Source organism: Rhodococcus sp. C26F, from assembly GCF_053345925.1.
This window is the reverse complement of the sequence record NZ_JBKFBA010000006.1, coordinates 182,415-202,313: the sequence shown is the minus strand read 5'-3', so window position 1 is coordinate 202,313 and position 19,899 is coordinate 182,415. Positions and strand designations below refer to the sequence as shown.

Genomic DNA, 19,899 nt, shown 5'->3' with positions numbered 1-19,899 from the left:
GTCGGCGCCCCCGTCGGCTCCTCCGTCAGCGCCACCGTCGTGAACGCCCGGGACGCCGACTGCACCGCCGTCCGCCGGGCCTTCCTGGCCTTCGTCCTTGTTCGGATCCTGCTGTGGGTCGGTCATGATTCCTCCCGAGGTCAAAAGGCTTGGGAACAGCGGCGTTACCGGCTCCCGGAGCCTGCAGCGGTGTATCGTTCGGCCGATCTCAGCTTATCCGGGCGCATCGGTGGCCACGTTCGATTCCGAGATCATCGAACCGTTGTGCCACGCGCTGTACCCGCACACTCGCCGGCGCGGCGACGTTCAGAAGAAAGTCGAGGCGTTGCGCGCCGATTATCGGGTACAGGAGAGTATGGCTGACGAGAATCCCGACGCGTCCGAGTTCGACCCGCAGAACCCCGATCCCGCGAACACTCCTGGTCTCGAACCCGGAGGCGGGGTGGCGCCCGGAGATACTCCGCCCGCCGAGACCTCTGTGGGCGGTCCGCAGCACGAGCCGCCACAGCGCCGCAGTGCCGGCGCCCTCGTCGCCATCGTGATCGCAGTGGTCGTGGCCTTGATGGTGGCCGGCGGACTGATCATTCGAGCAATCGGGCTGTTCTGAACGATCGACGGAACGAAGGTGAAGAGGTACCGGAAGAACGAATTGCCTTGCGGTAGTCGAGGAGGGCGGGGACGGGTCGCATCACGACGACGTCACGCCGCCGTATCGGTCGATTCGATGCGACGGCGGGTTCGGCGCGCCCCACGTTCCGAGCCAGATCGTCTTCACGCCGGCCAGCATCCGTCTCGACTCGGCTTCGGGCGGCCTGAGCGATCGGTCCTTGAAGAACGCCATGACGATCATGTCGGTCAGCGTCGTGACCAGACCCTCGTGGTCGTCCGAGAGCGGAGTGATCTCCCCGGCGTCGGAGTCCCTGCTCATCTGCGCTGCCAGTTGGCCGTTGAGATCGGTGACCAGCGACGTCCACCGAGCGTTGAGCTTGTCGTCGTAGTTGACTGCTTGCAGGCCGGCGACCATCACGCGGTCGCGCTCGACCCAGGCGCGATAGGACGTGCCGAAGAGCCGGTCGAAATAGTCGGCGTGGGACTCACCGGCGCGGCGGTGGTAGCCGCCGATGCTGTCGGCCCAGTCGTCCCATGCTCTGCCGACCAGTTCGCCGAGGACCTCGTCCTTGGACTCGAAATAGAAGTAGAAGTTCGGTCGCTTGATTCCCGCAGCTTCGGTGATGTCCTTGACCGAGATGTCCACGGCCGGCATCTCGCGCAGGCACCGCTCGAACGCGTCGAGAATGGATTGCCGCTGGACCTCGCCGCGCGGAATCCGCCGACGTCGCCCGACGTCCTGGTCGGGTAGCCGTGCTCCGGCATCCCCGCCGCTCACCGCTGACGGGGACTTGGTCGACTCCATGGCTCGCATCCTAGTGTCGCGTTGCGGTCGGATCGGGGCAGGCAGGACCGGCCCCGGGGGTAGCGTCGGGCACGTCGCGTTCCAAGGAGGGTTCCATGGGCAAGGTGGTCATGTACGCCTCGGTGTCGGTGGACGGCTTCATCGCCGACGACAATGATCAGCCCGGACCGTTGTTCGACTGGTTGACCAGTGGCGACGTTCCGTTGGACGACAGTGGCTTCGTGAAGGTGTCCCGGACCTCCTACGACTATATCCGGCCGTACTGGGACGAGATCGGGGTGACGATCGCCGGTCGGCACGTCTTCGACATGACCGACGGCTGGGATGGAGAACCGCCGGCCGGGGTCGACCACGTGGTCGTCGTTTCGCACCGGCCGAGGCCCGATGGATGGCACCCCGAGGCGCCGTTCCACTTCGTAGACGGCATCGACGCGGCCGTGACCACGGCGCAGGAACTCGCGGGTGACCGCACCGTCGAAGTCGCCGCCGGCGACGTCGGAGGCCAGGTGCTCGCCGCCGGCCTGGTCGACGAGGTGCGCATGGATGTCGTGCCCGTCGTATTGGGAACCGGGAAGCGCTACTTCGGTTCGGTCCACGCGCAGCACCTGCTGGACGATCCCGAGGTGGTGATCCAGGGCGACAGGGTTCTCCACCTGCGCTATCCGGTGCGCCGGCGATAGCGCGTGTGGCCACTGCGCGGTCGACGACCGAACAGTGGCCACACGGCACAGCGCTTCACGACCCGATAGAGACGCGATCAGGCCTGGACCTCGACGGGGACCGCCGATCGAGACGGTTCGAATGTCAGGCCCTCGAACTCGAGGGCCTTCCACCAGCCCTCGATCATGTTCCAGAAGTCGATCTCACTCGAGTTGTAGACCTCGTTGAACACGGCCTTGGACACGTCGCCCTGACCGTTGTAGTAGCCGGGCGTGCACGCCGCCCAGTACGCCACGCGCGGTTCGTTCGACGCGCGGACCTTCGCGACCCACGAGGACTCGGCCTCCACGGTCGGTTCGAACGAGCCGATCCCGTTGTCCAGCACGTGGCGGATCAGGCGCGCCGCGTGCCGAGCCTTCCGATCGAGCATGTACACGAAATTGACGTAGTAGGCGGTCTGGCTCATGCCCAGCTCGACGAAGTTCGGGAAACCGTGCGTGAAGAAGCCGTGCATGGTCTTCGCGCCGTCGGAGAAGTACTCCTGCATCGACCGGCCGTCGCGCCCGAGGACGTCGTAGCCGTAGATCCCGGCAGGGCCGGACCCGGTTTCGAATCCGGTCGCGAACACGATGCAGTCGACCTCGTAGTGCTTGCCGCCGACGACGATGCCGTCGACCGTGATGCCGTCGATGCCCGTCGGCGCGGCCGCCAGCGTCACGTTCTCACGGTTGAAGGCGCCGAGGTATTCGTCGTTGAAGCAGGGCCGCTTGCACATGTATCCGAACCACGGCTTCAACCCGTCGGCGACGGCGGGGTCGGTGACGATCGAGTCGATCCGACGGTGTGCGCTCATGAGCAGCTGCATGTCGGCGATCTCGGCGACGACGGCCTGATCGCCCGGGGACAACTCCGCCATGGGCGTCTCGAGCAGATGCTGTCCCTTCAGGGCGGGGAACAGGTGCGTCCAGCCGTCGTCGACATGGTTGCCCTCGACCTCGTGGCCGGAGATGATCCCGTTGAAGTTGTCGTGTCGCTCGTACTGCCAGCCCGGCTTCAGCGACGCCGCCCAGGCAGGGTCGGTCTTCCGGTTGTTGCGGGGCTGCACGACGCTCGGGGTCCGCTGGACTACGACGAGTTCCTTCGCGTCCGCGGCGAGGTAGGGGACGACCTGGACGCCGGTGGCGCCGGTGCCGACGACGGCGACGCGCTTGTCGCGCAGGTTCTCGAGGTTTCCGGCGGGCGATCCGCCGGTGTAGTCGTAGTCCCAGCGGCTGGTGTGGAAGATCTTGCCCGTGAATTCGCCGATGCCGGGGACCTTGGGGAGCTGCGGCTTGGTCAGTGCGCCGTTGGAACGCAGGAGGAACCTGGTGAGGAAGCGGTCGCCGCGCTCGGTGGTCACCTCCCAGCGCTGTTCGGCCTCGTCCCAGGTGGCCTGCGTAGCGCGGGTCTGGAAGTAGGTCCGCTCGTAGAGGCCGTAGTGGCGTCCGATGCGCTGGGCGTGTTCGAAGATCTCGGAGCCGTCGGCGTAGCGCTGGGTGGGGACGTATCCCGTTTCCTCGAGGAGCGGCATGTAGATGTGCGATTCGATGTCGCACTGCACACCGGGGTACCGGTTCCAGTACCAGGTGCCGCCGAAGTCGCCGCCGTATTCGACGATGCGGAAGTTCGTGATGTCGTTCTGCGTGAGGTAGGCGCCGGCGGTGAGTCCGCCGAAGCCGCCGCCGAGAACGAGGGCGTCGAGTTCCTCCGTGACGGGTTCACGATTGATCGCCTCGACGAAGGGGTCGCAATCGTCGACCTCGAACACGTCGGAGAGTCCCTGGAACTGGGCGAGGGTGTCGGGCCGGATCCGCTTCTTCTTGTCCACCTCGAAGCGTTCGCGCAGGTGGTGCGGGTCGAAGTCGAGGTCGAGGGGGAGCTTCGAGTCGGGGAGGGTGAACGCCATGGGGGAGTCCTTTGCGTGCGTGCGTCCTGAGTCGGGTCGGGGCTGTGGTTCATGGGAAACGCGGCTGGACGACTTGTCGAGATTACTTGACGGTGCGTCAAGTTGTGATCGAGGTTACGTCGGGTGTGTGATGGGTGCAACACCCGGAACGAAAACGGCTGCGCCTCCGGCCGGGTTCGTCGGCGAGAGGCGCAGCCGTTCGCCCGCCTACGCAGAGCCGAAGACGGCGTCAGAAGATGGCAGTCGGATTCACCGGCCGGTTCCACTCGGTGTCGGCTGCAGGCGCGGCACCGGGCCGCACTCGACGCAGTGGGCGTGGCCGACGAAACCGAGTTGGCGCTGGCGCTGCGGGACGGGAAACGGACGATGCGGGAGTCGTCCGTCGCAGATGCGGTGCGGCAGGCCGTTGCGGCTCGTCTCATGATCGCGAACCCCGGGTACGCCGCGTGAACCACTCGTAGTGCTCTCGTCTCGGTGAGACCGGACTCGGTCGGGCTCAGTCCGGATGTGCTTCGTCATCGATGGGCGCCGGCGGTGCGGACGAGCGAGGATGCGATTCGGCGTCGTACTCGATCACCACACAACACCGATCCGGCCGCGGGTTCAGTTCGGCATGCGCGTCGCGGTGGTTACTGCCGGCGATCACCCCCTCGATCAGGCGTAAATTCAAGCCGCATACCACATCCAGATGATCCTGGGCGACGAGGTGGAAGGGACAGTTGCGTAGGTGGACGCGGCCGTCGTCGTCGGCCCGGGGCAGGTATCCGCAGCCGCGCAGCGCCTTCAGGAGGTCGCCTCCCGAGTCGGCGACCGCTCGTCGTCCGGCGTCGCGTGCGGCTTCGTTCACCGCGGCTCGCACCGTTCCGTCGGTGTCCTGTTCGACCGCGGAGACGAGCAGCCGGGCGAGCAGTTCGTAGTCGCGCGGCGGCACGCTGACGGTCATTTCCGTCGTCGTCCTCGTGTAGACCTTCGCCGGGCGTCCCGCGCCGGGGCCGCCGCGCCCGGCAGGCCGCTGGTAGTCGACCGTGACCAGGCCGGCGTCGGCGAGCCTGTCGAGGTGATAGGCCGCGAGGGTCCGGCCGATATCGAGAGCAGCCGCCACCTCCTCGCGCGAGACCGGTTCCTCGCTCTCGGCCACGTACTCGAACAACCGGCGCCGCAACGGATCGTCCAGATTGCTCAACGCCGCCAGCGCCGTCGGGGCGGCAGACCGGGGAGTGGACATGTCCCGACTCTAACACCAAAAAGTATTGACAAATACGGTTAGCAGCGGGATTCTAAAAACATAAACTATTGTTTTTACAAAGGGGGTCCGTGATGACCACTCCCGCAGCTCACTCGTCTTCCACAGCGCCCGTTGCACCTGCACATGGCGACGTGATGCACCGCGCTCGCAGTGATCCCGCCTACGGGGCATTCGTGTTGCTACGCATCGGGTTCACCGTGCTCCCGATCGTCATGGGCATCGACAAGTTCACCAACGTGCTCACCTCCTGGCAGGGCTATCTGGCGCCGTGGATCGTCGATCTCGGTCCCCTCGGCGCGCAGCAGGTGATGCTGGTGGTCGGGGTGATCGAGATCGTCGCCGGTGTCGCCGTCGCGATCAAACCGCGATACGCGGCCTATATCGTCGCCGCTTGGCTCGCGGGAATCGTGATCAACCTGCTGAGCTATCCCGGCTTCTACGATGTCGCCCTGCGAGACGTCGGACTGCTGCTTGCGGCTCTGACCCTGGCGCGGTTGGCGTCCGTGTACGACCCGCCCTGGCGATGACCACCGCCTTCGTCCTCGGCGGCGGCGCCGGCCTCGGTGCCGTAGAGGTGGGGATGCTCTACGCGCTCACCGAACGAGGCATCCGTCCCGATCTGCTGNCGTCGGCCGGCGCGCTCAACGCCGCCTACGTCGCCGGTCGCGGTACCGGCCTCCCGGCTCTGGATGAACTGGCGGCGATCTGGCGGAATCTGCGCCGACAGGACGTCTTCCCCCTCGATCCGGTACGTCAGCTACTGGCCGTGACCGGACTCCGTTCCTCGCTGTGTTCCGACCGGAACCTGCGGCAGCTCATCGAATCACACCTGCCCTACCGTGCTCTCGAGGACGCGGCGATCCCCGTGCACCTGGTTGCCACCGACCTGCTCACCGGCTGCGAGGTGCTGCTCTCTACGGGTGAAGCCGTCAGTGCCGTGCTCGCCAGTGCCGCCGTCCCCGGTGTTCTGCCCGCCGTGCAACGCGAGGGTCTGAGTCTCGTCGACGGGGGTATCGCCGACGATGCGGCTCTGTCCCAAGCAGTGGCCCTCGGTGCGGACGACGTGTGGGTACTGCCTGCCGGCTACGCCTGTGCCTTGCCGCGTCCCCCGACCACCGCGCTGGCTACCGCGGTGCAGGCTCTGACTCTGCTCACTCACCAGCGCCTGCTGCTCGAGGTCGCCGACTTCTCCGAACGGGTCGAACTGCACGTACTACCCCCGCTGTGTCCGGTGTCCGTGTCGCCGATCGACTTCAGCCATGCCGGCGAGTTGATCGAGCGGGCCCATCGGGCGACGCAGGCCTGGATTGCCGCCAGGGGAGATCGGCGGCCCCACCCCGAACGTATTCTGTCCCTGCACAACCACCGGCCCCGGCTCGGGGAGCCGGACGCGTCGAGCGGTCGCATTCCCGGCCGCGGTTCCGATCCGACAAGGCCAGAAGACGGATACACGACAGCTGCGGCATCGGGTCGGGTGTGGCCTTCTCAGGGAAGGGGTACGCGATCGTCATGAGCACAATCACGGAAGCCATCGATGTCGATGTACCGATCCGCGTCGCATACAACCAGTGGACACAATTCGAATCGTTTCCTCATTTCATGGAAGGGGTTCGAGAGATCCGGCAACTCGACGACACGCATGTTCATTGGGTGATCGATATCGCAGGTCAGGTCCGCGAGTTCGATGCCACCATCACCGAGCAACATCCGGATGAGCGGGTGGCGTGGACGTCGGATTCGGGACCCAACCACGCGGGAGTGATCACGTTCCATCGTCTCGATGACGAGAAGACCCGAGTGACGGCCCAAATGGACATCGACCCGGAAGGATTCGTCGAGAATGTAGCCGACAAACTCGGTGTTCTCGGCAACCGGGTCAAGAACGACATGAGGAAATTCAAGGAGTTCATCGAGCAGCGCGGACACGAGACCGGTGGGTGGCGCGGGGACGTGGACCGACCCACCCCCTGAGGCCTTTCCATCATCAACGTCACCAGTTCCTGCAACGGTACCGGTTCCTCTCACCGTGGAGCTACGACGAAGGACCGGCCCGAAATGCTCGGGCCNTCCTCTCACGTGGACGTCGCCGTCCGATTCGTCGATCGCCCCTGCCACGGCAGGGGGACCACTGTCAGACGCGCTTGACCGCCTCGCGGTGGTCGACGGAGTCGTCCGATGTCTGCAGCCGCGGCGGTTCCTTGGTGAAGAACAGCATCGCGACAGCACCGATCAGACACAGGGCGGTCATGACCAGGAATCCGCCGTCGTAGGTGCCGGTACGAGCGACGCTGAAGCCCATGACCGACGGAGCGACGATGCCGGACAGCGCGAAGCAGGCATCGGCGAAACCGGCGGCCGTGCCGGGCTGGCTGGGGGCGGCATCGATGGACGCGACCCACCAGATACCGCCGGTGATGAAGCCGAAGCCCACGCCCGCGGAGATGCAGATCAGTGCGACGACGATGTTGCCGCGGAAGAACAGGATCGGTGCGATCGACGCGCCCGCCAGCAGCAGTGCGACACCGATGATGATGAATCGCGATCGGATGCTCTGCGTGCGCTTGTACACGCGGTCGACGAGGATTCCGCCGAGCAGTGCGCCCACCACACCGGCTGCCCACGGCGCCACGGAGAATGCACCGACCTCCTTGATGGACAGACCGAATTCGTGCTCGAGGTACTGCGGGAGCCAGTACATGAAGGCCCAGAACATGAAGCCCCACGAGAAGTAACCGAGACCGACGAGCCAGAGATTGCGGTTGCGGAGGATCTCGCCCCAGTCGGTGCTCGACTCGTGACCGGTCTCCTCACCGTCCAGCTGGCCGGCACGGATGTAGTCCAGTTCTTCCTTCGACACGAACTTCGCCTCGCTCGGCGAGTTCTTCAGCGTCGGATAGGCGATCACGACCCACACGACTCCGACGATCGCCAGAATCCAGAACATCGCCTTCCAGCCGGTGAGGGCGATCAGCTGGGTGAGGATCGGTCCGCCGACGAGCAGGCTGCCGGAGACCGCCACACCGCCGATCAGGGCCAGCGCCTTGCCTCGTTCCTGCGCCGGCAGCCAACGGCTGACGAGGCGGGTCGCTGCGGGGAAGCATGGCGCTTCACCGGCTCCGAGGAGGATGCGTAGCAGGATCAGGCCGATGAACCCGCCGGCGAACGGGGTCAGTGCCGTTGCGGCGGCCCAGATGAACATGCCCACGATGAGCACGCGCCGGGAACCGTAACGGTCGACCAGCGGTCCCGACAGGAGAGCGAAGAGCATGTAGCCGATCGAGAATGCGGAACTGATGATGCCGTACTCACCGGGAGTGATCCCGAACTCGGAGCGCAGATCGGATGCTGCGAACGAGATGGCACTGCGATCGATGTAGTTGACGATTACCAGGCCCAGAATGATGGCGATGGTCCACCAACGCGATTTCATAGCGAACTCCTCGGATGACGCAGTCGCAGGGTCAGATGACGCCCCGGGCCCGCAGTTCGTCGATGTCCTCGGGGCTGCGCCCGAGGTGGGAGAGAACCCTGTCGGTATCGGCGCCGGCAGGTCGACCGGTGTGTCGGATCGCACCGGGGGATCGGCCCATGCGCCACATGACGTTCTGCATGCGCACGGGGCCGAGTTCGTCGTCGTCGACGGTGGTGACCATGTCGGTCGCGACGACCTGCGGATCTGTCAGCAGGTCACTGGGTCGGTAGACCGGTGCCACGGCGGCGCCGGCCTCCTCGAAGGCGACGACGACCTCGTCGCGAGTACAGTCGGCGATCCAGTCGCCGACGTACTTGTCGAGCAGGTCCGCGTGCTCGGCGCGGGTGCGGCCGGTGGCGAACCAGTCTTCGTCGATGACCTCGGGATGCCCCACCAGGCGCAGTACCCGTTCGGCGATCGCTTGTGCGCTCGTGGACACGGCTACCCAGTGGTCGTCCTTGGTGCGGTAGAGATTTCGCGGGGCATTGTTCTGCGATCGGTTGCCGGTGCGCTGTTGGTCGATGCCCAGCTGATCGGCGTAGATCACGCCGGGGCCGACGGCGGTCATGATCGGTGTGAGGAGATCTAGGTCGATCTCCTGACCGGTACCGCCGTTGCGTTCACGCTCGAACAATGCCATCGACACCGCCGAGGACCCGGCGACTCCGGCGATGGAGTCGGCGAGGCCGAATGCCGGCAGGGTGGGAGGGCCGTCGGGGTGGCCGGTGAGATGGGCGAAGCCGCTCATCGATTCCACCAGCGTGCCGAACGCGGGACGTGTCGCATACGGTCCCTGCTGTCCGAAACCGGTGACCCGCAACATGATCAGGGCGGGATTCCGCTCGGCGAGTTCGGCATAGGACAGGCCCCAACGCTCGAACGTGCCGGGTCGGAAGTTCTCGACCACCACGTCGGCTTCGGCGGCGAGATCGCGGAAGATCTCCTGGCCTTCCGATGTGCTCAGGTTCAAGGTGACGGTCTGCTTGTTGCGGCTGACCATCTTCCACCAGAGCGGGACGCCGTTCTTGTCCAGGCCGTGCCCGCGCATTCCGTCCGGCTTCGCCGGATGTTCGATCTTGATGACCTCCGCGCCGAAGTCACCCAGGATCTGCGCGGCGAGCGGCCCGGCAAGGATGGTGGACGCGTCGAGGACCTTGATCCCGCGCAGGGGACCGGCAGGGAGCTTGTCGTCGGTCAACGGGTCTCTCCTCAGTACGGGCGGGCGAGGTAACGGCCGGCAGGCGTGCCGGTGACCGCTCCGTCGGCCAGGACCCGGTTGCCGCGCACGAAGGTGTCGGTCACCGCAGCGGTGAGCTCGAATCCCTCGAAAGGCGTGTACTCCTGGGTGGATTCGGAATCGGCCGCGCGCACGGTCCAGGTGCGGTTGGGATCGATGATCGCGATGTCGGCGTCGGCGCCCTCGGCGAGTCGTCCCTTGCCGGGCAGACCGTAACGGTCGGCCGGGTTGGAGGAGAGCAACTGAGCGATGCGGCGCAGGGACAGTCCACGCTTGCGGCCTTCGCTGATCAGGCCCGGCAGGAGGTATTCGGTTCCGCCGAAGCCGGACTTGGCGGCGAACACGTCGTCGCGGTCCTCACCGAACTTGACCTCCTCCTTGCAGCAGGCGTGGTCGGAGACGACCCAGTCGATGTTGCCGGCGAGCAGGTGCTCCCACAGCGCCTCGACGTCCTCGCGCGGACGGATCGGCGGGTTGACCTTGGCGCCGAGCCCGTTGGCGTTGTCGATGTCGGTGAGCAGGTGGCCGATGGTGACCTCGCGACGGAAGTTCACGTGCGGGAAGGCCTCGGCCATCTTCATCGCGGCCTTCAGTGCCTTCGCCGAGCTCAGGTGCAGCAGGTTGATGTTCGGCAGGCCGGTCTCGTCGGCGAGGAAGGACGCAATGGTCACGGCCAGGCCCTCGGAGTGCTGAGGCCGGGAGGCGCTGTAGGCGGCGAGGCCGCTGAGCTTGCCCTCCTGCTCGACGATCTTGGTGTAGGCGCTCATGATCTCGGCGGTCTCGCAGTGCAGCGACAGCGAGATGTGCGGAGCGAGCTCGGGGAACTGCTCGCGGGCCTTCTGGACGCCCCGCATGACGAACTCGAAGTGCGCGATGTCGTAACGCTCATCCTCAGGGATCATCAGGAAGTCGCTCTGCGAGGTGGAGCGCCCGTGCAGGCCGTGACTGCCGTAGAACATGAAGATCTTGAAGGACGTGACACCCTGCTCCGACGCGAGCGCGGGAATCTCACCGATGTGCTGCTTGGACATCGGGGCGAGATGGAACGCGTAGTCGATGTAGCTGCGCCCGGCGGAGGCCTCGAGGACCTCGGGGAAGAAATCGGCGTAGGCACCACCCTTGTTCAGGTAGTACTGGCCGGTGCGCATGTAGGTCAGTGCGGTCGTCACACCGCCCTGCGCGCTGGCCCGGGACTCCGTGTGGGTGTCCTCGGAGAGCGGGTTGTAGATGCCCCAGTGCTGATGGGCGTCGACGACACCGGGGAACACCAGCTTGTCGGTCGCGTCCACGATCTCGGCACCGTCGGCCTGGAGCTCGGGGCCGATGGCGGCGATCTTGCCGTCGACGACGAGGACGTCGGCGATGTCGCCTTCCGCGGCCGCGGTGTCCTCGGTGCGGACGACGGTGCCGTTCTTGATGAGGTAGCTGGTCATGTCATCTCCTGGGGAGTATCGGGACAGGTGGTGCGTTTCAAACGGTTACGGTGCTGCTCACGTGCTCGGCGGCGAGATAGGCCAGACCGAGCGCGGTGATGAGACCGTTGCCGGCGAGGTAGCCGCCGGCTCCGTAACCGGAGATTCCGACGGCGGCGCCGCCGGATGCGTACAGGCCGGGAATGGGGGCTCCGTGGGCGAGTACGCGGGCGTGTTCGTCGACGACGAGTCCGCCCTGGGTGTGGAACAGTGCCGGTTTGACGGCGATCGCGATGTAGGGCGCGGTCAGGGGGTGTCGGGTATCGGTGCGTCCTTGTCGATCGGGCTCGAGTCCGGCCGCGGCGCTGTGGGCGGCAGTGAGCTCGTCCTCGAGTGCTGATGCGGGCACCCCGATGGCGTCGGCGAGGTCGGTGGACGTGGCGGCCCGCACCAGCGACCCGCTCTCGGCGACGGTGCGGAAATCGTCGAACACCGAGCACAGTTCTTCGATGTGCTCGTCGATGATGATCCAGCCGGCAGATCCGGGTCGGGCGGCGAGCAGGGCGGCGAATTCCGAGTAACCGGTGGTCTCGGGGGCGAATCGTCGGCCGGTGCTGTCGACGACGATTCCGCCGTGGACCACAGTCGCCCAGCCGACGAGCGTCTGACTGCGCGACGAAAGCGCAGCGTGGCCCTGGTAGGCGTCGAGGAAACCGGTGTCGGCTCCGAGTCGCCCGCCGATGCGGAGCGCATCGCCACGGCTGAACTGACCACCGTGGTAGTGGGCGTCCGCGATCTCGGGCATGTGGGCCCGGACCAGGTCGCGGTCGGCACCGAAGCCGTTCGTCGCCAGAAGCACGGCCCCGGTCGTGAGCCGTTCGGCGTTTCCGTCGGGGGTGGCGATCTCTACTCCGGTCACGCGGCCGTCGACGGTGTGGACCTCGCGCAGACTCATCGGGGCGATCAGTTCGATCCGAGGATGTGCCTGGGCGCGGTGCACCAGGTGACGCAGCAAGTGGGAGCCGTGGCGGCCGGGAATGCTGTGGCAGCGGTCGGCGGTGTGTCCCGGATAGCGGAAGTCGGTGACGAGCTCGAGGTCGAGGCCCTGGACGTCGGCCAACCAGGTGACCAGTGCGCCGCTGACCTCGGTCAGCACCCGAGCGACCCGCTGATCGGCCGTACCTACGGTCTTGCGGGTGATGTCGTCGAGGAAGCGGTGCGGATCGTCCTCGACACCGGCCGCATCCTGCCAGCGTGTCCCCGCGGCGGGGATCATCGCCGTGCACATCGAGGTGTTGTTGCCGCGCTGGAAGTGTTCGTCGGCGTCGATGACCAGAACGTTCGCGCCCAGTTCCGCGGCACGCAGGGCCGCGACGAGTCCGCCGCCCGCGCCGGCGACGACGAGGTCGAATTCCGGACTTGTCACACTGCCTCCTAGATGGTGTTTCGCTCAGCGGAACACTGGAAAGTGATCTCCTGCACTATGCGCCTCCTCGAATTGATGCGCAAGTGGAAATTGCGCGAATTATGCTGGGAAACTTCGATGTAACCCGAGTGGTCATGTCTGGACAATCGTTTCGCTAAGCGGTACAAAGTGTCCAAGGCCCTTGAACGGTCGTGCCGCTCCCGCAGCATGTCCAGCAGACCTGACAAGGTGTTCACCATCCGAACCGACCGGCGAACGGAGCCACAATGGAGTCCTCAACTGGCGGCACCACCTCCGCCGCGCGAGCCGCAGAAGTGCTGCTCGAATTCGGTCGTCGGTCGAGCGCGCTCGGCGTCTCGGAGATCGCCCGCTCCACGGGGATCTCCAAGGCGGTCACCCACCGCATCCTCACGACCTTCGTCGAATGCGGTCTACTGCTCTATGAGCCCTCGACCCGCCGCTATCTGCTCGGTCCCGCCGCTGCCACGCTCGGGGCCCGTGCACTGGATGTGTCTCCGTTGCGTCGTGTCGCCCGCAGTGCCCTGGAAGACCTCCAACGTGCCACCGGCGAGACCGCGACGGTGACCGGCCGGTTGCCGGGCGGACGGGTCTACCTCGACCAGGTCGAGAGCACCCAGGAAATCAAGATGACCGTGGAGTTGGGGCGTCGCTTCGAGCTGTACAGCGGGTCCTCGGGACGCATCATCCTCGCGTACCTGTCGGAGTCCGAGCAGGAGGACGTGCTGTCCCGGCAATTGACGCGCCTGACCGGGAAGACCATCACCGATCCGGCCGCGCTGCGCGCAGTACTGAAGGAGGCGCGTGAACGCGGTGTGTGCCGATCGACCGGCGAACGCCAGGAAGGCGCGGCCTCGATCGCAGCGCCGGTCTTCGGTGCCGACGGCACAGTGGTCGGCTCGCTGTCGGTCTGCGGACCGAGCTACCGCATGACCGACGAGGCGTTCGACCGCTATGAGGACGCGCTCGTCGAAGCGGCGCAAAGGGTTTCGCGCGCGCTCGGATACCGGCAGGTTCACGCCCCGGTGCGGGAGCCGGTATGACGCCCCGCAGCTGGTTGTACGTCCCGGGGCATCGCGCGGACCGCATCGGGAAGGCGCTCGACAGTGCTGCCGATGCCGTCGTCATCGACCTCGAGGACGCAGTACCCGTCGATGCGAAGAAACGCGCACTCGACAACGCCATCGCGGCCGTACACAGCGCACCCGCCGACCGCGTGGTCTGGTTGCGGCTCAACGCCATCGGATCGCAGTGGCTCGACGACGAGATCACCGCGTTGTCGGCCGCCGATGGAACCCCGGCCGGCGTTCGACTGCCGAAGGCCGACGATCCCGATACCGTTGCGGCGACCGCGGGTCGGCTCGACTGTCCGGTCCACGCGATCATCGAATCCGCTGCGGGCCTGCTCGCCGCACCGCAGATCGCGCGATGCCACCACCGCGTCACCGGAATCGCACTCGGTGAAGCCGACCTCGCCGCGGACCTGCGTACCGAACCCGACGGACTGGCCTGGGCGCGCGGCTGGATCGTCACGGCCGCACGCGCAGCGGGACTGTCGTCGCCGATCCAGAGTGTCTGGACCGCAGTGAACGACCTGGACGGGCTCGCGGAATCGTCCCGAGTCGGCCGTATCCAGGGATTCTTCGGACGCTCCGTCGTCCACCCGAAACAGATCGACATTGTCAACGAGGCCTACACGCCCTCGGCCGAAGAACGAGAGCGGGCGCAGCGAATAGTCGACGACGCGTCCGCGTCCTCGACAGCGGGGGAGTCCGCAGTTCTCGACGAGAACGGCAGATTCATCGACCCGGCGGTCGTTGCGAACGCTCGCGTCGTTCTCGACCGAGCCCAGGCCATCACAGTACGAGGAGTCACATCATGACCGAACAAACCATCGCCGGTCCCGACGCACTGCTGAACGCGGTCGTCGACACCGACGTCGACATCGTCGAGCTCGGACATCCCCACACGACCGGTATGCCCTGCTCACCGAATCATCCCGGATTCCGGATGACGCTCATCCGCCGGCACGGCGACATGGTCCGGCCCGACGGCGGATCGGCATCGAACGAGATCATCGTGACCGGCGGACACGTCGGCACCCACGTCGACGCGCTCTCCCACGTCAGCCACGAGGGGAAACTGCACGGCGGCATCGACGCCGAGGAAGCCCAGCGCGGCGGAAAGTTCTCCCAGCTCGGCGCCGAGTCCATCCCCTTCATGCTTCGTCGCGGACTGCTCCTCGACGTCGCCCGCGTCCACGGGGTCGACTCTCTCGAAGCGGGGCAGGCGGTCACCGAACAGGACCTGCGCGATGCGGCCGACGCCGCCGGTGTGACGCCGCGCCGCGGTGATGTCGTGCTGATCCGTACCGGGTGGGCCCGGCACTTCGACGATCCGCAGCGCTATCTCGGACAGCAGGACGGTGTTCCGGGTGCCGATGTCGGTGCGGGCCAGTGGCTCGCGGCCAGCGGCATCGCCGCCGCCGGCGCAGACACGACCGCCTTCGAACACATCCCGGCGGGCAAGGGACACAGCGTTCTTCCGGTTCACCGAGTGCTGCTGGTGGAGAACGGAATCCACATCATCGAGCACCTGAACCTCGAGGACGCCAGCGCCCGCGGCCTGACCGAGTTCACGTTCGTCATGGCACCGCTACGCATCACCGGCGGTACCGGTTCGCCCGTGCGCCCCGTCGCGGTGGTGGCCTCGTGACCAGCACCGAGACCCGACACGACCTGACCGGAACGGTCGTCGGCCGGCTCGCAGCTCTCGCCGCCGACATCCGTACCACGGGACTGCCCGCGGAACTGCGCAAGGACGTCGCGCGCCGGGTACTCGACCTGCTCGGAAACTCTCTCGCGGCGCACAACCAGCCGTCCGCTCGCGCCGTCACCGAGGTGGCACGCAACTGGTCCGGCGCAACCGCGGCCACCGGTATCGGCACCGGAGAACGATTCCCGGCGGCCACTGCCGCGTTGGTCAACGGCACACTCGCCCACTCGATGGACTCCGATGACACCCACCTGCCGTCGGTGCTGCACCCTTCGGCCTCGGTGATCCCGGCGGCGCTCGCTGTGGGTGAAGCCGTGGGAGCCTCCGGTGCAGCCGTTCTCGACGCCGCGGGTGTGGGTATCGAGATCGTGGTTCGCCTCGGTATGGGCGGCTACGACGAGGAACTCGGCAACTCCGAGTTCTTCGAACGTGGCCAGCACGCGACCTCCATCTGCGGTGCCGTCGGTTCGGCTGCCGCCGCAGCGATGCTGTACGGACTCGACGCCGAAGGTATCGCGGACGCCATGGGCATCGCCGCGAGCTTCGGCGCCGGATTGCTCGAAGCCAACCGCACCGGCGGCACGGTCAAGCGGACGCACTGCGGATGGGCGGCGCACTCCGGTGTCACCTCGGCAGAGTTCGCTCGGGCCGGGCTGACGGGACCGCCGACCGTGATCGAAGGACGCTTCGGATTCCTGCACGCCTTCTGCGGCGATCGGGCCGACACCGCGAAGGTGCTGGACGGACTGGGCGAGCACTGGGAACTGCCGGGTATCTTCTTCAAGCCCTATCCGTGCAACCACTTCACTCACGCCGGTATCGACGCCGCACGAGCGCTCGTCCGCGACGGCCTGGACCCGGCCGATATCGTGGAAATCCAGCTCGGCGTGCCGAAGCCGGTACTGCGCACGATCGCCGAGCCGCCGGCGTCGAAGGCTGCTCCCGAATCCGGTTACCACGCGGCCTTCTCGGGCCCGTTCACCGTTGCACGAGCATTGCTCGGCGGCTCGGGGCTCGGTGTGGGACATGCCGATTTCACCGACGAGGCCGCGAAGGATCCGCGCACACTCGAACTCGCGCGGCTGGTCACGAGTTACAGCGACGACCGCTGCGACGAGATCTACCCGCATCAGTTCCCGGCGGTGCTCCGGGTACGTATCCGGGACGGTTCCTGGCACGAGGCTAGCGTCGACCACAACCGGGGTGGTCCGGCGAACCCGCTCTCCGACGACGAGCTCACGATGAAGTTCGATCTCAATGTCGAAGGACGGTTGTCGCCGGAGAGTGCCGCAGAGGTCGCCGGAGCCGCGCTGGCGCTCCCCGCCGCCGAGTCACTCGACGCCCTGATGGCGACCGTGCGCGGTTGATCGGTGCAACGTGCGGGTCGGGATTGCGTGCCGTCCGGCCGGCACGCGAAAAGGCGGGCCCTTCTCGGTAGCTCTGTACCGAGAAGGCTCGCCTTCGCCGCAGGACCCTGAGGATCGCGCATGCGGGCGAGGAACGCTGTGACCACCGTCAGGACGGTGTCGTCGTTCGTAGCTCGCGGCGCAGCAATTTACCCGTCGCCGTCTTGGGAATGTCGGAGATGATCTCGACGAAGCGCGGGCACTTGTAGGCGGCCAGTCGCTTCTTCGTGAACGCGATCAGCTCATCGGGCGTGACCGTGGCTCCGGGGCGGAGGCTGACGAAAGCCTTGACCGTCTCCCCGCGGTACTCGTCGGGCACACCGACCACCGCAGCTTCGCGAACAGCGTCGTGTTCGTAGAGCACGTCCTCGACCTCGCGCGGCCAGACCTTGTAGCCACTGGCGTTGATCTGGTCCTTCTTGCGGTCGATGATGTAGAACCAGCCGTCGCTGTCCATGTAGCCCACGTCGCCGGTGTGCAGCACTCCGTTGGGGATCGAGTTCGCCGTGGCCTCGGGCTTGTTCCAATATCCCGCCACCACCTGCGGTCCCGCCGTCACGAGTTCCCCGACCTCGCCCGGCGGAAGGTCGTTGCCGTTGTCGTCGACGATCCGCACGACGGTGTCGTAGACCGGCACGCCCACGGAAGTCGCTCCGGTCAGTTCGTCGACCGGAGCCCGCTTGCCGAGCGGCACCCCGTGCGACGGGGAAGTCGTTTCGGTGAGTCCGTAGATGTTGTGGATGTAGTGGCCGAACCTCTCCTCGAACGCCGCGATGGTGCTCGGTGGGATCGGCGCTCCGCCCGAGTAGATCTTGGTCAGGCTCGCCAGGGCCTCCTTGCTCGCGTTCGAGGCGTTCATCAGCGCGATGAACACCGTGATCGATCCGACGGTGAACGTGGCGCGTTGCTGTTCGATGGTGTCGATGGTGTCGGCCGGATCCATGCGGTACATCAGGACCAGCGGTGCGCCGGTCAGCAGCGACAGGGCGATATGGCCGACGAGTCCGGTGATGTGGAACAGCGGAGCGACGCCGAGGACGACGTCGTCGGGACCGATGTCGATCCAGTCCCGGTAGGTCTGCGCATTGAACGCCACGTTGCGGTGGGTGGTCATCGCGCCCTTCGGTGGGCCGGTGGTCCCGGAGGTGTACGTCAGGAAAGCGACCGTGTCCGGGCCGATCTCGGCAGGAGGGACGGTCCGACCCCGGAAGGCCGCGAGTATCTCCGCCATGTCCGTGGTGCCCGCGCACGCGACGCGTTCGACGCCGGCGAGGGTGCCGCTGTTCGCACTCTGGTACTCCAGTTCCGATGTCGTGATCACGGTGCGCACGTCGGTCGACTCGACGACCTTCGCTGCCACCTCGGTGTAGAGGGATTGCAGCGCCACGAGGACCGTGGCACCGGAGTCGCGCAGGATCTCCTCGAGTTCGCGTTCGCGGTACATCGGGTTGGCGGACACCGCGATACCGCCGGCCTTCCACGTTCCGAGTTGGGCGATGACGAACTGCGGCACGTTCTGTGCGTAGATCGCGACCCGTTCACCCGGACGGAACCCGGCGTCGAGGATGCCGGCGGCGAAGGCGTCGCTCAGTTCGTCGAGTTCGCCTGCGGTGATCCGGCCGTCGAAGTAACGGATGATGTCGGCGTCCGGAGTGCGGTCGACGGTCGCCCGGAACATCGCCAGGGCATTATCGAACTCGATCGTGCGTGGTTGCCGTTGCGCAGCGTCGTACTGCGACAACCACACCTTGTCGTCGTAGATGGTCATGGTTCGCCTCAGCGGATGACGATGGGATTCACCGGGGCGCCGGTGCCGTTGACGATCTTCAGTGGCGCGGCGGTGTAGAGGAAGCTCCATCGGCCGTCCGCGGCACAGGCGTCGGCGAGGTCGTCGAGCCAGGCGATCTCCGTCAGCGTGACACCGAGGTTGCGCATCAGCGCGCAGTGCAGTGGCAGCGCGACGCCGCTCTGCGGGTCGTAGGTGACCTCGTTGGCGATCGTGTCGGTCACCAGGTTCGGAATCTCCTTGTCCTGGAACCACTCCACGAGTTCGGGGGAGTAGGTCAGGCCGGGCTCGCAGAATCCGTCGTAGAACTGCTCGGGGTTGTTCAGCTCGTACCAGTACCTGAGCCATCCGGTGCGGATGATCAGGATGTCGTGCGGCTCGATGGTCACGCCCTGGGCGGTCGCAGCCTCCTCGAGGTCGCGATGATCGAAGGTTTCACCCTTGTCGAGATAGGGCTTCCCGCGATGGCGGGCCATGTCGATGAGGACACCGCGACCGACGACGCCCTTCTCCGCGATCGGGAGTACGGAGGCTTTGTCCATCCCTCCGACGGTGCTGCGGGCGTCGTATCCGTTCCAGAGTTTGCCGTCGTACCAGACATGTCCGAGTGCGTCGTACTGGGTCGATCCCTGGAGGAAGACCAAGGCGGTGTCGTCGGCGTAGTGCAGACCACCCGGGAAGGACGGAGCCCCGTCGCCATCCCAGGAACTCTCGTCCAGCACGTTCTGCCGCTTGATTCCCTCGCGACCCGGCCAGAGCGGGTCGCCCGGGCTCTCGGCGCGTCCCATGTGGATCTGGAGTGTGAAGGTCTCGCCCGACTCGACGTGCTGGACGCCGCGCAGAACCTCCCGTGCATCGAGGTAGTTCAGTGCACCCAGCTCGTCGTCGGGTCCCCACTTGCCCCAATTGCTCGGCGCTTTCTCTCCGAGCAGTTCACGCATTGCGGGAGCGTCGACCTCGGTCATGTTGTCCTCCATCGGATAAACAGCGGAAGCGAGCACACGCTCGGTGTCGCTTATGGTGCACGTCACACATGGTGACGTCAACGGTTCGATATTTTCGCGAAAATGCCTGCGACGCAGCCGTGGAAGTGGATACGCTG

The 19,899-nt window shown here is 66.3% G+C and carries 19 protein-coding genes; 10 read left to right on the top strand and 9 right to left on the bottom strand.

The window, feature by feature from the left end; translation table 11 throughout:
• Window positions 1–355: 355 nt before the first annotated feature.
• Window positions 356–607 (top strand): DUF6480 family protein, encoded by a 252-nt coding sequence (locus ACLBYD_RS10570; RefSeq protein WP_060653111.1) that lies wholly within the window; start codon window positions 356–358, stop codon window positions 605–607.
• Between the two features lie 81 nt (window positions 608–688).
• Here ACLBYD_RS10570 and ACLBYD_RS10565 read toward each other — a convergent pair whose 3' ends face one another.
• Complete coding sequence (locus ACLBYD_RS10565) at window positions 689–1,414, bottom strand: TetR/AcrR family transcriptional regulator (protein ID WP_447816392.1); 726 nt, start codon at window positions 1,412–1,414, stop codon at window positions 689–691.
• A 95-nt stretch (window positions 1,415–1,509) separates the two neighbouring features.
• Between ACLBYD_RS10565 and ACLBYD_RS10560 the strand changes: the two genes are divergently transcribed.
• A complete protein-coding gene (locus tag ACLBYD_RS10560; RefSeq protein ID WP_447816391.1) occupies window positions 1,510–2,094 on the top strand; it encodes a dihydrofolate reductase family protein in 585 nt (194 codons plus the stop codon).
• A gap of 77 nt (window positions 2,095–2,171) precedes the next feature.
• Here ACLBYD_RS10560 and ACLBYD_RS10555 read toward each other — a convergent pair whose 3' ends face one another.
• Window positions 2,172–4,019 carry a flavin-containing monooxygenase gene (locus ACLBYD_RS10555; RefSeq protein ID WP_447816390.1) on the bottom strand — a complete coding sequence of 616 codons (1,848 nt, stop codon included), beginning with the start codon at window positions 4,017–4,019 and terminating at the stop codon, window positions 2,172–2,174.
• A gap of 123 nt (window positions 4,020–4,142) precedes the next feature.
• On the opposite strand from ACLBYD_RS10555, the gene ACLBYD_RS10550 reads away from it, so the two are divergent.
• Entirely contained in the window at window positions 4,143–4,469 is a 327-nt protein-coding gene (locus tag ACLBYD_RS10550) for a DUF6285 domain-containing protein (RefSeq protein ID WP_447816389.1), read from the top strand.
• 46 nt (window positions 4,470–4,515) lie between these two features.
• On the opposite strand, the gene ACLBYD_RS10545 is transcribed toward ACLBYD_RS10550, so the two are convergent.
• The gene (locus ACLBYD_RS10545; protein WP_447816388.1) at window positions 4,516–5,244 is read right to left on the bottom strand and encodes a helix-turn-helix transcriptional regulator; all 729 of its coding nucleotides are present in this window, start codon (window positions 5,242–5,244) and stop codon (window positions 4,516–4,518) included.
• A gap of 92 nt (window positions 5,245–5,336) precedes the next feature.
• Between ACLBYD_RS10545 and ACLBYD_RS10540 the strand changes: the two genes are divergently transcribed.
• From ACLBYD_RS10540 to ACLBYD_RS10530, 3 genes are all read left to right on the top strand, one after another.
• On the top strand, window positions 5,337–5,792 hold the full coding sequence (locus ACLBYD_RS10540; protein ID WP_447816387.1) for a hypothetical protein: 456 nt from the start codon (window positions 5,337–5,339) through the stop codon (window positions 5,790–5,792).
• Window positions 5,789–6,778 (top strand): patatin-like phospholipase family protein, encoded by a 990-nt coding sequence (locus ACLBYD_RS10535; protein ID WP_447816386.1) that lies wholly within the window; start codon window positions 5,789–5,791, stop codon window positions 6,776–6,778. Before ACLBYD_RS10540 ends, ACLBYD_RS10535 begins: the two co-directional genes overlap by 4 nt.
• The gene (locus tag ACLBYD_RS10530) at window positions 6,775–7,236 is read left to right on the top strand and encodes an SRPBCC family protein (protein ID WP_060653105.1); all 462 of its coding nucleotides are present in this window, start codon (window positions 6,775–6,777) and stop codon (window positions 7,234–7,236) included. Before ACLBYD_RS10535 ends, ACLBYD_RS10530 begins: the two co-directional genes overlap by 4 nt.
• Before the next feature lie 160 nt (window positions 7,237–7,396).
• On the opposite strand, the gene ACLBYD_RS10525 is transcribed toward ACLBYD_RS10530, so the two are convergent.
• Genes ACLBYD_RS10525 through ACLBYD_RS10510 form a run of 4 tightly spaced genes read right to left on the bottom strand, consistent with a single transcriptional unit; the run spans window position 7,397 to window position 12,812 of the window.
• On the bottom strand, window positions 7,397–8,695 hold the full coding sequence (locus ACLBYD_RS10525) for an MFS transporter (protein ID WP_447816384.1): 1,299 nt from the start codon (window positions 8,693–8,695) through the stop codon (window positions 7,397–7,399).
• 31 nt (window positions 8,696–8,726) lie between these two features.
• Window positions 8,727–9,935 carry a CaiB/BaiF CoA transferase family protein gene (locus tag ACLBYD_RS10520; RefSeq protein ID WP_447816383.1) on the bottom strand — a complete coding sequence of 403 codons (1,209 nt, stop codon included), beginning with the start codon at window positions 9,933–9,935 and terminating at the stop codon, window positions 8,727–8,729.
• An 11-nt stretch (window positions 9,936–9,946) separates the two neighbouring features.
• Window positions 9,947–11,407: a dihydroorotase gene (locus ACLBYD_RS10515; protein WP_447816382.1), complete on the bottom strand. Its 1,461-nt coding sequence runs from the start codon at window positions 11,405–11,407 to the stop codon at window positions 9,947–9,949.
• A 37-nt stretch (window positions 11,408–11,444) separates the two neighbouring features.
• Complete coding sequence (locus tag ACLBYD_RS10510; protein WP_447816381.1) at window positions 11,445–12,812, bottom strand: FAD-dependent oxidoreductase; 1,368 nt, start codon at window positions 12,810–12,812, stop codon at window positions 11,445–11,447.
• 266 nt (window positions 12,813–13,078) lie between these two features.
• On the opposite strand from ACLBYD_RS10510, the gene ACLBYD_RS10505 reads away from it, so the two are divergent.
• The 4 genes from ACLBYD_RS10505 to ACLBYD_RS10490 are packed head-to-tail and all read left to right on the top strand — an operon-like array spanning window position 13,079 to window position 16,972.
• A complete protein-coding gene (locus ACLBYD_RS10505; RefSeq protein WP_447816380.1) occupies window positions 13,079–13,873 on the top strand; it encodes an IclR family transcriptional regulator in 795 nt (264 codons plus the stop codon).
• Window positions 13,870–14,712, top strand: a complete 843-nt coding sequence (locus ACLBYD_RS10500; protein WP_447816379.1) for an HpcH/HpaI aldolase/citrate lyase family protein — start codon at window positions 13,870–13,872, stop codon at window positions 14,710–14,712. The genes ACLBYD_RS10505 and ACLBYD_RS10500 overlap by 4 nt, the downstream gene beginning before the upstream one ends.
• Window positions 14,709–15,545 (top strand): cyclase family protein, encoded by an 837-nt coding sequence (locus ACLBYD_RS10495; RefSeq protein ID WP_447816378.1) that lies wholly within the window; start codon window positions 14,709–14,711, stop codon window positions 15,543–15,545. Before ACLBYD_RS10500 ends, ACLBYD_RS10495 begins: the two co-directional genes overlap by 4 nt.
• A complete protein-coding gene (locus tag ACLBYD_RS10490; RefSeq protein WP_447816377.1) occupies window positions 15,542–16,972 on the top strand; it encodes an MmgE/PrpD family protein in 1,431 nt (476 codons plus the stop codon). The genes ACLBYD_RS10495 and ACLBYD_RS10490 overlap by 4 nt, the downstream gene beginning before the upstream one ends.
• 148 nt (window positions 16,973–17,120) lie before the next feature.
• Here the strand turns inward: ACLBYD_RS10490 and ACLBYD_RS10485 are convergent, their stop codons facing one another.
• Together ACLBYD_RS10485 and ACLBYD_RS10480 are read right to left on the bottom strand one after the other, a co-directional pair.
• Complete coding sequence (locus ACLBYD_RS10485; protein WP_447816376.1) at window positions 17,121–18,779, bottom strand: class I adenylate-forming enzyme family protein; 1,659 nt, start codon at window positions 18,777–18,779, stop codon at window positions 17,121–17,123.
• Window positions 18,780–18,787: 8 nt separating this feature from the next.
• Window positions 18,788–19,762 (bottom strand): cyclase family protein, encoded by a 975-nt coding sequence (locus ACLBYD_RS10480; protein ID WP_447816375.1) that lies wholly within the window; start codon window positions 19,760–19,762, stop codon window positions 18,788–18,790.
• Window positions 19,763–19,899: the final 137 nt, after the last annotated feature.

Bases quoted from the DNA above. Each gene is read 5' to 3' on its own strand.
- ACLBYD_RS10495 (WP_447816378.1), top strand. From the start codon at position 14,709: ATGACCGAACAAACCATCGCCGGTCCCGACGCACTGCTGAACGCGGTC.
- ACLBYD_RS10530 (WP_060653105.1), top strand. From the start codon at position 6,775: ATGAGCACAATCACGGAAGCCATCGATGTCGATGTACCGATCCGCGTC.
- ACLBYD_RS10540 (WP_447816387.1), top strand. From the start codon at position 5,337: ATGACCACTCCCGCAGCTCACTCGTCTTCCACAGCGCCCGTTGCACCT.
- ACLBYD_RS10515 (WP_447816382.1), bottom strand. From the start codon at position 11,407: ATGACCAGCTACCTCATCAAGAACGGCACCGTCGTCCGCACCGAGGAC.
- ACLBYD_RS10505 (WP_447816380.1), top strand. From the start codon at position 13,079: ATGGAGTCCTCAACTGGCGGCACCACCTCCGCCGCGCGAGCCGCAGAA.
- ACLBYD_RS10485 (WP_447816376.1), bottom strand. From the start codon at position 18,779: ATGACCATCTACGACGACAAGGTGTGGTTGTCGCAGTACGACGCTGCG.
- ACLBYD_RS10570 (WP_060653111.1), top strand. From the start codon at position 356: ATGGCTGACGAGAATCCCGACGCGTCCGAGTTCGACCCGCAGAACCCC.
- ACLBYD_RS10500 (WP_447816379.1), top strand. From the start codon at position 13,870: ATGACGCCCCGCAGCTGGTTGTACGTCCCGGGGCATCGCGCGGACCGC.
- ACLBYD_RS10545 (WP_447816388.1), bottom strand. From the start codon at position 5,244: ATGTCCACTCCCCGGTCTGCCGCCCCGACGGCGCTGGCGGCGTTGAGC.
- ACLBYD_RS10565 (WP_447816392.1), bottom strand. From the start codon at position 1,414: ATGGAGTCGACCAAGTCCCCGTCAGCGGTGAGCGGCGGGGATGCCGGA.
- ACLBYD_RS10555 (WP_447816390.1), bottom strand. From the start codon at position 4,019: ATGGCGTTCACCCTCCCCGACTCGAAGCTCCCCCTCGACCTCGACTTC.
- ACLBYD_RS10560 (WP_447816391.1), top strand. From the start codon at position 1,510: ATGGGCAAGGTGGTCATGTACGCCTCGGTGTCGGTGGACGGCTTCATC.
- ACLBYD_RS10480 (WP_447816375.1), bottom strand. From the start codon at position 19,762: ATGACCGAGGTCGACGCTCCCGCAATGCGTGAACTGCTCGGAGAGAAA.
- ACLBYD_RS10525 (WP_447816384.1), bottom strand. From the start codon at position 8,695: ATGAAATCGCGTTGGTGGACCATCGCCATCATTCTGGGCCTGGTAATC.